At 33.8% G+C, this 13077-nt stretch carries 9 protein-coding genes; all 9 read left to right on the top strand.

Annotation, left to right across the window (positions count from 1 at the left end; genetic code table 11):
- The first annotated feature begins 447 nt into the window (after nucleotides 1-447).
- The 9 genes from BMY18_RS11235 (at nucleotide 448) to mreC (ending at nucleotide 13077) form a co-directional block, all read left to right on the top strand.
- Nucleotides 448-2109: a SulP family inorganic anion transporter gene (locus BMY18_RS11235; RefSeq protein WP_092454043.1), complete on the top strand. Its 1662-nt coding sequence runs from the start codon at nucleotides 448-450 to the stop codon at nucleotides 2107-2109.
- A gap of 144 nt (nucleotides 2110-2253) precedes the next feature.
- Nucleotides 2254-4902, top strand: coding sequence for a DNA mismatch repair protein MutS (gene mutS / locus BMY18_RS11230; RefSeq protein WP_092454041.1), 2649 nt, complete (start codon nucleotides 2254-2256; stop codon nucleotides 4900-4902).
- A gap of 492 nt (nucleotides 4903-5394) precedes the next feature.
- The gene (mutL, locus tag BMY18_RS11225; protein ID WP_092454039.1) at nucleotides 5395-7587 is read left to right on the top strand and encodes a DNA mismatch repair endonuclease MutL; all 2193 of its coding nucleotides are present in this window, start codon (nucleotides 5395-5397) and stop codon (nucleotides 7585-7587) included.
- Between the two features lie 9 nt (nucleotides 7588-7596).
- A complete protein-coding gene (gene miaA / locus BMY18_RS11220; protein WP_092454037.1) occupies nucleotides 7597-8550 on the top strand; it encodes a tRNA (adenosine(37)-N6)-dimethylallyltransferase MiaA in 954 nt (317 codons plus the stop codon).
- A 201-nt stretch (nucleotides 8551-8751) separates the two neighbouring features.
- Nucleotides 8752-10053: a methionine gamma-lyase family protein gene (locus tag BMY18_RS11215; protein ID WP_092454035.1), complete on the top strand. Its 1302-nt coding sequence runs from the start codon at nucleotides 8752-8754 to the stop codon at nucleotides 10051-10053.
- Between the two features lie 127 nt (nucleotides 10054-10180).
- Nucleotides 10181-10444, top strand: a complete 264-nt coding sequence (locus BMY18_RS11210) for a DUF4321 domain-containing protein (RefSeq protein WP_092454034.1) — start codon at nucleotides 10181-10183, stop codon at nucleotides 10442-10444.
- 43 nt (nucleotides 10445-10487) lie between these two features.
- Complete coding sequence (gene radC / locus BMY18_RS11205; protein WP_092454032.1) at nucleotides 10488-11183, top strand: RadC family protein; 696 nt, start codon at nucleotides 10488-10490, stop codon at nucleotides 11181-11183.
- Nucleotides 11184-11205: 22 nt separating this feature from the next.
- On the top strand, nucleotides 11206-12228 hold the full coding sequence (locus BMY18_RS11200; protein ID WP_092454030.1) for a rod shape-determining protein: 1023 nt from the start codon (nucleotides 11206-11208) through the stop codon (nucleotides 12226-12228).
- A gap of 78 nt (nucleotides 12229-12306) precedes the next feature.
- Nucleotides 12307-13077: a rod shape-determining protein MreC gene (gene mreC / locus BMY18_RS11195; RefSeq protein WP_330385975.1), complete on the top strand. Its 771-nt coding sequence runs from the start codon at nucleotides 12307-12309 to the stop codon at nucleotides 13075-13077.

The following is a 13077-nucleotide window of genomic DNA, read 5'->3' as shown; positions in this document are numbered from 1 at the left end:
TTGAGTGAATATGAATTTATAAGGATTGGTTTTGCTTGCCTTTCCTTCAAGCAGCATGTTTTTTTGCAAGCCTCAGGGATGATGAAAAGTCTCGCTTGCGCTCGATTTTCATCTGAGTCTTGGAAAAAACATTAGCGCTGCTTTCAGCCGGTGTGCGCAAAACCAATCCTTATAAATTCATATTCACGATCTACACGGTATAACTAGCGTACAATGTTGGGCTTGAATACATTACACGGTATAACTAGCGTACAATATTGGGTTTTAATACAGTATATGGTATGTGTGTAAGATATTGAATTCGAATATTGGATATATTTCTAGCTTTTGTAAAGAGTTAGAAATATATGGTTTGATTGATTTACATTATTTAGGGTTAGAAAATTAAAACTAATTTGACAAAGTTTTTAGAAAAAAATCGTTTTAAAATGCGGAGAGAGAAGTTGTATGGAAAAGTTAAAACCAAAATTATTTTCTGTGATGAAAAATTACAGTAAGGAACAATTTTTGAAAGATGTAATTGCAGGTGTTATAGTTGCAATTATTGCATTACCATTGTCGATTGCACTTGCGATTGCATCAGGTGTGAATCCTGAAAGAGGATTATATACTGCTATTATTGCGGGTTTCATTATCTCGTTTTTTGGAGGAAGTCGTGTACAAATAGGCGGGCCTACGGCCGCATTTGTTATCATTATTTATGGAATTGTTGCAGAGTTTGGGATAGATGGGTTGATCATTGCTACAATTATGGCGGGTATCATGATGGTTTTACTTGGATTGTTTCGCCTTGGAAGTTTGATTAAATATATTCCATATACGATTACCACAGGTTTTACGGCCGGAATCGCAGTTGGAATCTTTACGGGTCAAATAAAAGATTTTATGGGTATTGAAATGGGCGCAATGCCTGCAGAATTTGTTGGGAAAATCAGCGCATATTCAGCACATATTTCAAGCTTTAATATGACTACACTTTTGATTGGTATTTTAGCGCTTACAATTATGATTTTATGGCCTAAAGTAAATAAAACAATACCTGGCTCTTTGATTGCAATTATTGCTACTACATTAATTGTGAAATTTGCTGCATTGAATGTAAATACAATCGGAAGTATGTATGGAACACTTTCCGCACAATTTCCTACATTTGCTTTTCCCAAAACGAATTTTCAAATGATCAGCAAATTAATTGCACCAGCATTTACAATTGCAATATTGGCAAGCATTGAATCACTCTTATCTTGTGTAGTTTCAGATGGTATGATTGGAAGCAAGCATCGTTCTAATATAGAATTGGTTGCGCAAGGATTAGGAAATATATTTTCTGGATTGTTTGGTGGTATTCCAGCGACAGGAGCAATTGCAAGAACCGCAGCAAATGTAAAAAATGGTGGACGTACACCGATCGCGGGAATGGTTCATGCACTTACATTGTTACTGATTTTATTGTTATGTATGCCGCTTGCAGCGCTAATTCCAATGCCTGCTTTGGCAGCTATCTTGATCGTGGTTGCTTATAACATGAGTGGATGGAGAGAATGCTTGAGTCTTGTTAAAAAGTCGCCTAAGAGCGATCTGATTGTATTTTTCACCACATTTTTAATGACAGTTTTCTTTGATCTTGTAATAGCCATTGAAGCTGGTATGGTACTTGCTGCACTTTTGTTTATGAAAAGAATGGCCGAGGTTACCAATGTTGAAGGTTGGAAATATATAGATGAAGATGAAGAAGATAGTAATGATTCAGATAGTATTTCACTGAAAAAGGTACCAAAAAACACCTTGGTATATGAAATAAATGGACCTATGTTTTTTGGAGCAGCAGATAAATTTATGGAGATCGTTTCTGATATTTCAAAAGATGTAGTAATTATCCGTATGAGAAGTGTACCAGCAATGGACGTAAGTGCGCTTCATAGTCTCTGGAATGTTCTTAGAATTTGCCAAAAGCATCATATTGTACTAATATTTGCACATGTAAACGAACATCCTATGGCTATGTTACAAAGATCGAAATTCGATGTGGAAGTTGGGCTTGAAAACTTTTGTCCTACAATTGACGCTGCACTAGAGAGAGCTGCTACAATAAAACCTTATAAAAAGTAAACAACGAAGTAATTTGTTGCTTTATGTTGATATATAATAAGTAAAATGGCTTTTTTACTTTTCTTTACAATTATAAAATGATATAATAACTTTGTTTGTGAGCATAAAACAAGCAAAGTTATTTTAGATTGAGAGGACAAAATTGTGGCACAATTCACACCAATGATGCAGAAATATATCGAAACAAAAGAGGAATATAAGGATTGCATACTATTTTATAGATTAGGTGATTTTTACGAGATGTTTTTTGAGGATGCAATCACAGCCTCAAGGGAACTTGAAATCACATTAACTGGAAAAGATTGCGGCCAGGAAGAGCGCGCGCCTATGTGCGGGATTCCTTATCATGCCATAGATGGATATTTGAACAAATTAGTTAGTAAAGGCTATAAAGTTGCTATATGTGAACAGGTAGAAGATCCAAAACAAGCAAAAGGTCTTGTGAAAAGAGAAGTGGTAAGGGTTGTTACGCCTGGTACAAATCTTAATATGCAAGCACTTGATTCAGGTAAAAATAATTATCTTATGAGTATTGTGTATTTGGGCGATGTTATTGGTCTTTCGATTGCAGATTTTTCAACAGGGGATTATTTTGTTACTGAAGTGGAATCTGGAAGTGCGCTTATTGATGAGATTAATAAATTTGTTCCTTCGGAAATAATTTGTAATGAGTATTTTAATATGAGTGGAATTAATCTTGAGCAAGTAAATGAAAAGCTAGGAATATCAATGTCATCACTGGATTCCTGGTATTTTGATGATGAGATGTGTCTTAACAAGTTAAAAGCGCATTTTCATATTACAAGTCTTGATGGACTTGGCCTTAAAGATTATACTACGGGAGTAATTGCGGCAGGTGCGCTTTTGCAGTACCTGTATCAAACCCAAAAGAATTCATTATCACATTTGACTTCATTGTTGCCTTATACAACAGGTAAATATATGTTAATTGATAGTTCTTCAAGAAGAAATCTTGAATTAGTGGAGACAATGCGTGAAAAACAAAAAAAAGGTTCCCTTCTGTGGGTACTTGATAAAACAAAAACAGCAATGGGTGCCAGAAAATTACGAAGTATGATTGAACAACCATTGATTGATAAAGAAGAGATACTTAAAAGGCAAACCGTAATTGAAGAATTTAATAATGAAGTGATCACAAGAGAAGAAATACGAGAGTATTTAAATCCAATCTATGATTTAGAGCGCCTAATGAGTAAAATTAGCTGTAAATCAGCGAACCCAAGAGATTTGATCGCATTTAAAAGTTCGCTGGAAATGTTGCCATATATTAAAGGTCTTCTGAAGTCCTTTAAAAGTGAATTGATCGAATCAACATTTGAACAACTCGATGATTTACAGGATTTGTACAAGTTGATTGATGATGCAATCGTGGACGAGCCTTCCATCTTAATAAGAGAAGGTGGTATCATCAAAGACGGATTTCATGAGGATGCTGATCGATTAAGAAAAGCAAAGACGGAAGGCAAAAACTGGCTGGCTGAGCTTGAATCGAGGGAGCGAGAGAAAACAGGAATTAAAGGCCTTAAGATTAAATATAACAAGGTATTTGGTTATTATTTGGAAGTTACAAATTCATATAAAGGGTTAGTACCAGCGGAATATATTAGAAAACAAACACTTAGTAACGCTGAAAGATATACGACTGATGAATTGAAGAATCTAGAAGATATTATCTTAGGGGCGGAGGATAAATTATTCTCATTGGAATACAATTTATTCGTTAATGTAAGGGATATAATCGCAAGTGAAGTTTTACGTATACAAAATACAGCCAAAGCCATTGCGAAAATTGATGTATATGCTTCATTGGCGTTGGTTGCTGAACGAAATAATTATATTAAGCCCAAAATCAATGAAAAAGGTATCATTGAAATAAAAAATGGACGTCATCCGGTAGTAGAGAAGATGATTACAAATGATATGTTTGTTGCAAATGATACATATTTAGACAACAGTAACAAAAGAATTTCTATTATTACAGGACCGAATATGGCTGGTAAATCAACCTATATGAGACAAACTGCGTTGATTGTGCTTATGGCGCAAATCGGTTCATACGTTCCGGCTACATCTGCTAATATTGGAATCGTTGACAGGATATTTACTAGAGTAGGCGCATCCGATGATTTGGCATCAGGTCAAAGTACATTTATGGTAGAAATGACAGAAGTTGCTAATATTTTAAGAAATGCTACAAGTAAGAGCCTTTTAATCCTAGATGAAATAGGACGTGGAACAAGTACGTTTGATGGACTTAGTATTGCTTGGGCAGTAGTAGAACATATTAGTAATACTAGACTTTTAGGGGCAAAGACGTTGTTTGCAACTCATTATCATGAACTTACTGAACTAGAAGGCACAATTGATGGTGTAAATAACTACTGTATAGCGGTTAAAGAACAAGGTGATGATATTGTGTTCTTACGTAAAATTATCGCGGGCGGTGCTGATAAGAGCTATGGTATTCAGGTTGCTAAGTTAGCCGGGGTGCCCGATTCAGTAATTGAACGTGCGAAAGTTCTTGTCAAAGACTTGAGTGATGCTGACATATTACAAAATGCGAAAAATATTGCACAATATTCAAAAAAATTAGATAAGACTTATACAAACCATATAAATGATCTTGAAGTGAAGCAGATGACTTTGTTTGATACAGTGAATAATGATGATATTATTATGGAGTTGAAGGAAACAAATATTGGGAATATGACTCCGATTGATGCGATTAATATGCTATATAAGATGCAAAACAAGATTAAGAATCGCTGGTGAGTTGGGATAGAACTACTTAGGGTGTGAGTTTTAGGGAGTGCGTTGGAGGTGGTGAGTGAATATTAATTTATAATTATGCTTTTCCTTGCCTTTCCTTCAAGCAGCATGTTCTTTACAAGCCTCAAGGATGATAAAAAGACTCGCTTGCGCTCATTTTTTATCTGAGGCTTGACATAACATTAACGCTGCTTTCAGACGGTCTGCGGGAAAGCATAATTATAAATTAATATTCACTGGCTACGTTTCCAAGGGATAAAGAACGGTTCGTGAAACACACGCTTAAGTAGTTATGACTTAATGTTGGAGATAAAAGAAAAGGCAAAATTACGAAATGGCGAAAAGATAGAAAAGCAAAAAACGAAAAAAAAAACGAAATAAAAACAGTAAAAGTAAAAATCTAAAAGTTAAGAAGATAAAGAGATAAATGTATTTACTTAAAAAGCGATAAGATAAAATTAATGACGAAATAATAGCTTTGGAAGGAGGAGTAGAATGGGGATTCAGGTGTTGGATCAAGATACGATTAATCAAATTGCAGCTGGAGAAGTGATTGAACGGCCGGCTTCAATTGTAAAGGAATTGATAGAAAATGCGATTGATGCGAAGGCAACGGCAGTTACTGTTGAGATTAAAGACGGTGGTATTTCGTTTGTAAGAATTACGGATAATGGTTGTGGCATTCAATCCAAAGAACTCCAACTTGCATTTTTACGCCATTGTACAAGTAAAATCAAATCAATTGAGGATTTGGCAGTAGTTTCTTCCTTAGGATTTAGAGGGGAAGCGCTTTCAAGTATTGCTGCAGTTGCACAGGTGGAATTGATAACGAAAACAAAGGAATCATTTTCAGGATCAAGATATGTAATTGAAGGTGGAAAAGAAATAAGTCTGGAAGAAGTCGGTGCACCAGAAGGCACAACATTTATTGTGAGAAACCTATTCTATAATACACCTGTAAGAAGAAAGTTTTTGAAATCTGCTTCTACAGAAGCTGGCTATATTGACTCGCTCATCGAACATCTGGCTTTGTCACATCCAGATGTATCTTTTAGATTTATTAATAATAATCAGAACAAACTCCATACTTCAGGTAATACTAACTTAAGAGACATTATTTATCATGTATATGGCAGAGAAATCTCAGCGAATTTACTGAATGTTAAAGATAAGACTCAGGATATAGAGATAGAAGGCTTTATTGGAAAACCTGTGATTTCTAGAGGTAATAGAAGTTATGAAAATTATTATATTAATGGTAGATATATTAAGAGCAGTGTTATTTCCAGAGCTATAGAAGAGGCTTACAAAGGCTTCATAATGATGCATAAATATCCATTTACAGCGATGCATTTTAAAATCAATCCCGAAATAATTGATGTCAATGTCCATCCCACTAAGATGGAACTGAGATTTTCACACAATGAATTCGTATATGAGTTTGTTTTGAATGCAGTAAGGAAAGCTCTTACAAATCGTGAATTAATACCGAATGTAGAATTTAAAAATAGTAAGAGATCCGATTTTATTATAAATTCAAATGAAGCTACTGTTTCTAATTTAGCTGATTCAAATGCGATGATTTCAAATACAAATATTTCTAGTGTAAATGGTTCAAATACAACTGCTTCGAATACAGCTGATTCAAATGCGATGATTTCAAATACAAATATTTCTAGTGTAAATGGTTCAAATACAACTGCTTCGAATACAATTGGTTCAAATCCAACAGGTTTAAATACAAATTTCTCGGATCCAACAGGTTCAGATACAGATGGATCAAGTACAGATACTTTAAATGTAGATAGAAAGACTCAAAACAAATCATGTAATAAACCAGTGTGTAATTCATATGTGCAATCAGAACCGGATTCCTATAATACTTGTGATTCGCAAATAAATAGTATTGAAATAAATAATACTGAAATAAAGCCTGAGAATAATTCTATTATTGAAGTTGCTAGAAAACCAATGGAACGCTTACCAGAACCGTTTGAAATTAGACGGTCAGAGGAACTTTTAAAGGAAGATAATATTGCATCCGACTATGGAAAGAAATCAGAGCAGATTCAACTATTTCCAGATGATTTATTGTTAGATAAGCAAAATAGGAATCGAATTAAAGTGGTAGGACAGTTATTTGATACTTACTGGCTAATTGAATTTGAAGACAAGTTATTTATTATGGATCAGCATGCTGCCCACGAAAAGATTTTATTTGAGAAAACAATGAATTTATTAAAGGATAAGCAAATGGATTCACAGATGCTTAATCCACCAATTATATTGAGTCTTAACATGAGGGAAGAACAGCTCCTGAATGAACACATAGAAATATTTGTAAAACTTGGATATGAGATTGAGTCATTTGGTGGCAAAGAGTACAAGGTCATTGGAATACCAGCAAATTTACCAACAATTGATGATAAAGGATTGCTAATTGAGATACTTGATGGCTTAGTTGATGAGAATCTCACGCGTAACCCAGATGCAATTATTGAAAAAGTTGCATCAATGTCTTGCAAGGCAGCGGTAAAAGGCAATAGTAAATTATCTGCGTTAGAGGCCAAAGCCTTGATAGATGAATTGTTAGAAGCTGATAATCCATATAATTGCCCACATGGACGGCCAACATTAATCTCTATGACAAAGTATGAAATAGAAAAGAAATTTAAAAGAATTGTTTAGGTAATCATTATGAATAAAAAACCATTAATAATCCTCACAGGCCCAACGGCAGTAGGAAAAACAGAATTATCCATCAAATTGGCTAAGGCGATTGGTGGAGAGATTATAAGTGCTGATTCTATGCAGATATATAAGCATATGGATATTGGTACTGCTAAAATCATGCCAGAAGAGATGGATGGAGTTACACATTTCTTAGTAGATGAACTTGAGCCAAATGAAGAATTTAATGTGGTCAAATTTAAAGAAATGGCAGACAAAGCAATTGAACAAATATATAGTCGTAATCACATTCCAATCATTGTAGGTGGTACTGGATTCTATATCCAGGCTATTCTATATGATATTGATTTTACAGAAAACGAAAATGATGACGGATATAGACATGAACTTGAAAAAATAGGGACGGAAAATGGTGCCCAATATCTACATGAGATACTGAAAACAGTTGATGAAAAATCTGCCGAAAATATTCATGCCAATAACATGAAACGTGTTATTCGGGCACTCGAGTATTTTCATCAAACCGGAGAGCAAATCTCAAAGCATAATGAAGAACAAATGCAAAAGCAATCAACCTATAATTTTATTTATTTTGTATTAAATAACAACAGAGATATTTTGTATGATAGGATAAACAAAAGAATTGATACAATGATAGAAAAGGGACTGATTGACGAAGTTAAGAAGTTAAAAGATATTGGCTGCACAAAGGAAATGGTGTCAATGCAAGGATTAGGTTACAAAGAGTTATTAGATTATCTAGACGGAAATATAGAATTAGAAGAAGCAATCTATATTTTGAAGCGGGATACAAGGCATTTTGCTAAAAGACAGCTAACATGGTTCAAAAGGGAACCAGATGTAGTATGGATGGATTATTCTAAATATAATAATGATTGCGATGAAATGCTAGAGAAAATGCTTGATATCATAACTGAAAAGAATATTTTTGCTAATTAAATAATTTAAAAGATGTCAATAGAAAATAATATGTTGGAAATATGAAAAAGAGTATGAAATACAAATAATAATAGAAAAACAAAATAATAATAGAAAAACAAAATAGTAAAAGAAAATATAAAATAGTAAAAGAAAATAAGTCAAAAGCAAACAATTTAATAGAAAAAATAAGATAAGATTTAAGGAGCATATAAGTATATAATGAGTGATATAAGCGAAACTACAAAAGAAATGTACAAAATGATGGGAATTTCTCCTGGCATATATGAGTATGGAGAAAAGATCGTAAAAGGCTTAGAAGAACGTTTTAAATCGATCGATTTAATTGCAGAATATAACCAGATGAAAGTCATTTTAGCAATGCAAAAAAACAGAGTTAGTGAGATGCATTTTCAGGCGTCCACTGGTTATGGATATAATGACGCTGGAAGAGACACACTAGAAAAAGTATATGCTGATATTTTTCATACAGAAGCGGCACTGGTCAGAACACAGATTATATGTGGAACGCATGCATTAAACATTGCTCTTTCTGGGAATTTAAGGCCAGGAGATGAACTTTTGTCTCCAGTAGGAAAACCCTATGATACAATGGATGAAATAATCGGTATTAGACCTTCAATGGGAAGTCTCGCAGAATATGGAGTTTCATATAGGCAAGTGGACTTACTTCAAAATGGTGATTTCGATTATGAAAACATTAAAAATGCAATCAATGAAAAAACGAAGCTTATTACGATTCAGCGTTCAAAAGGATACGCTTCGCGACCAACATTTTCAGTGAAACAGATAGGCGAATTAATTGAATTTATTAAAAAAATCAAGCCACAAGTTATTTGTATGGTGGATAATTGTTATGGCGAATTTGTTGAAACGATTGAACCAAGTGATGTGGGAGCTGACTTGATAGTTGGTTCACTGATAAAAAATCCTGGTGGGGGAATTGCCCCATGTGGAGGCTATATTGCAGGTAAAACGGAATATGTTAATCAAGCAGCATTTCGTTTGTCATCACCTGGTCTTGGTAAAGAAGTTGGTGCTTCACTTGGTGTGAACCACTCATTTTATCAAGGAATATTTCTTGCTCCAACAGTTGTATCAGGTGCAGTAAAAGGCGCTATATTTGCCGCAAATGTATATGAATCATTAGGGTTTAAAGTAATACCAAATAGTACTGAATCTAGACATGACATTATTCAAGCGGTAGAACTTAATTCACCAGAAGGACTAATTGCTTTTTGTAAAGGTATTCAGGCAGCAGCACCAGTTGATAGTTATGTAACTCCAGAACCATGGGCAATGCCAGGTTATGATTCTGATGTAATTATGGCAGCTGGAGCATTTATTCAAGGATCATCCATTGAACTGAGTGCAGATGGACCGTTAAAAGAACCCTATACAGTGTTCTTTCAAGGTGGACTTACTTGGTATCATGCAAAATATGGAATTTTGATGAGTATGCAAAAAATGATGGAAGCCAGTCAATTCAAGGACTTCTCCTAATGTGCTCAAATAGGATTATTAGAAAAATGTAGAAAAAATAGAACATTTAAAGGTATACAAGGACTTTAAAAAGTGATATAATCCAAGTTGTTTTACTATGTTAATTATGATGGGGGTAATCGTTTAAATGGCTATTACAAAGAGCAAAAACAATTGGGCATTATTTTTGCTACTCCTTGCAGGCATTGTACTGGGCGGATTTATTGCTGAATTAACGAAAAGTGTTTCAGCTCTTAGCTGGCTGGGATTTGGAAATGAATTTGGCATTAAAGATAATCCAGTCGTATTAGATCTTGGTGTAATTGTTATTACATTTGCGCTTAAGATAAAGATTACAATCGCTAGTTTGATAGGAGTAGTATTGGCAATTATAATTTATAAAGTTTTATAATTGTATTTGAGAAAAGTCTGTTTATCCCAAAAAAGGAGAGCAGATGAATGATTTTTTAGGAGTAAAGTCTTTAACGGGTGAGTTAAGGCCGTATGAAAAGTGTATTGGTCAAGGCGTTAATAGTCTTACTGATGCTGAACTGTTAGCAGTAATTATTAAGACGGGGACAAAAGGTATTAATTCAATTCAACTTTCTAAATCAATTTTGAATTATTCAAAGGAAAATCAAGGATTCTTTGGATTAATGAACTTATCAATTCCTCAGCTGATGAATATTAAAGGCGTTGGCAAAGTGAAAGCAATTCAAATACAATGTATTGGAGAACTTTCAAAGCGTATTTCAAAATCTAGTGCTTATATGAGACTTAATTTTAATAATCCTTCAGCGATTGCTGATTACTATATGGAGGAAATGCGTCATAGTTCAAAAGAGCAGCTAATAGTTGCAATGTTAGACACAAAATGCAGGCTGATTAATGATACAGTATTATCAATTGGAACTGTAAATGCATCACTAATCACACCGAGAGAAGTGTTTTTAGAAGCATTTAAGTATAATGCAGTTTCAATTATTATTTTGCATAATCATCCAAGTGGTGATCCTACACCAAGCAATAATGATTTGATGGTGACTAAAAGAATTAAGGAATCTGGAGAAATATTAGGGATTCGCTTGATAGACCACATTATTATTGGAGATAATAAGTATACAAGTTTAAGAGAAAAGGGTATTATGTAATTTGAAAGGAGTCCCATTAATTATGGCACAAAACGTTTATGGAGTAGATATAGGTACAAGTAATTTTAAGATGTTTTCAAAGGAAAAAAGCAGAATTTTAAATGAAAAAAATATAATAGCAATTGCAAATAAAAAAGAAATATTTGCAGTTGGAGATAAAGCTTATGAGATGTATGAAAAGTCACCTGATAGTATTAAGGTTTCATTTCCAGTAAAATATGGTGTGATTGCGGATATAGAGAATATGCAAACTTTATTTTCAAGTTTCTTTAAGTTGATTAATGATAACAAAAAATTAAACGGACCTACAGAATTTTATATCGCGGTACCAACTGATATTACAGAAGTTGAAAAGAGAGCTTTTTATGAATTGATCGTTGATTCAAAAATTAGAGCTAAGAATGTATTTATTGTAGATAAGCCAGTAGCTGATGCAATTGGTGCTGGAATTGATGTGACTGAAGCACGCGGTATTATGATCGTTAATATTGGAGCTGATACAACTGAAATTTCTGTTTTATCACTTGGTGGTATTGTAATCAGCAAGTCAGTCAAGATTGGTGGAAACAGATTAGATGATAGTATTATTAGCACTGTTAAGAGAGTGTATAATCTAGTGATTGGAAGTAAAACTGCAGAAAACTTGAAGAGACAATTAGGAAGCGCAGTTAAAGTTGATGAGATATTTTGTAAAGGATTTGGACGTAATGTAGTTTCTGGGTTACCAGTAAGCGTTGATATATCATCAGATGTAATATATAGTGCAATTGTTGATCCACTTCATTCAATTATGGATTCTATCAAGATGATTTTGGAAAGAACACCGCCAGAACTTGCTGCTGATATAATTAATACAGGTATTTATGTAACAGGTGGTACGTCAAATATTAACAATCTTGAAAGATTTATTAAAGAAGAGACGAATCTTAATGTTAATATTGTTGAAAATCCATCTGAAAGTGTAGTTAGAGGCCTTATGGGAGTTGTAAATACTCCATCATTTAAAACTGTGGCATATACACCACAAGACAAAAATTATAATTAAGGAATTGATTCCATGAAGAAAAAGTATGGTTTTTTATTCTCATCTAAATCTTTGCTTATCGGGTTTACAGCGTTTTGTTTGCTTTTTATTGGTGTTTCGTTTTTTACTGACAAGTTAGTAACACCATTAAGAAGCGTAGTTTCAACAGTTATTATTCCATTTCAAAAGGGAATGAACAACATTGGACTTTGGACGTCTGGTAAAGCAGCAACATTGCAAGAGATAAGCGAAGTGATGCAGAAAAACGTAACACTACAAAGCCAAGTTGACGCTTTAGTAGAAGAAAATAACCAATTAAAACAAGATAGCTATGAACTAACCCGTCTTCGTGATTTATATATACTAGATGAAAAATATCCAGGATATACAAAGGTCGGAGCTAGAGTGATGGGTAAAGATCCAGGTAATTGGTTTAGTACTTTTCAAATAGACAAAGGTAGTAATGATGGAATTGAAGTTGATATGAATGTTATTGCTGGTGGAGGTTTAGTTGGTATTGTTACACAAGTTGGTAGTGACAGTTCAACTGTGCGTTCAATCATTGATGATAACAGCAATGTAACCGGCATGTTAATTAACACGAGCCAAGGATGTAATATCAAAGGCGATTTGAAATTAATGGATTCTGGATTGATACATGCTATGTCTTTTAAAACGGATGTAGTTGTACGAGACGGAGATAAGATTGTAACATCAAACATCAGTACCAAATATCTGGAAGGGATTCTTATCGGATATTTAAAAGATGTAAAATTAGATCCGAATAATCTTAGTCAATCTGGATATTTAGAACCTGCGGTAGATTTTTCACAATTGCAGGAAGTATTAGTGATTTTGGAGAAAAAATAA

It is taken from the genome of [Clostridium] fimetarium (genome assembly GCF_900111235.1).
Lineage (GTDB): Bacteria > Bacillota > Clostridia > Lachnospirales > Lachnospiraceae > Clostridium_N > Clostridium_N fimetarium.
The sequence above is the reverse complement of the archived record's forward strand: the minus strand, read 5'-3'. Positions and strand labels throughout refer to the sequence as shown.

Excerpts from the sequence above, each read along its gene's own strand:
- BMY18_RS11235 (WP_092454043.1), top strand. The coding sequence starts at position 448 with ATGGAAAAGTTAAAACCAAAATTATTTTCTGTGATGAAAAATTACAGT.
- BMY18_RS11210 (WP_092454034.1), top strand. The coding sequence starts at position 10,181 with ATGGCTATTACAAAGAGCAAAAACAATTGGGCATTATTTTTGCTACTC.
- BMY18_RS11200 (WP_092454030.1), top strand. The coding sequence starts at position 11,206 with ATGGCACAAAACGTTTATGGAGTAGATATAGGTACAAGTAATTTTAAG.
- radC (WP_092454032.1), top strand. The coding sequence starts at position 10,488 with ATGAATGATTTTTTAGGAGTAAAGTCTTTAACGGGTGAGTTAAGGCCG.
- miaA (WP_092454037.1), top strand. The coding sequence starts at position 7,597 with ATGAATAAAAAACCATTAATAATCCTCACAGGCCCAACGGCAGTAGGA.
- mutL (WP_092454039.1), top strand. The coding sequence starts at position 5,395 with ATGGGGATTCAGGTGTTGGATCAAGATACGATTAATCAAATTGCAGCT.
- BMY18_RS11215 (WP_092454035.1), top strand. The coding sequence starts at position 8,752 with ATGAGTGATATAAGCGAAACTACAAAAGAAATGTACAAAATGATGGGA.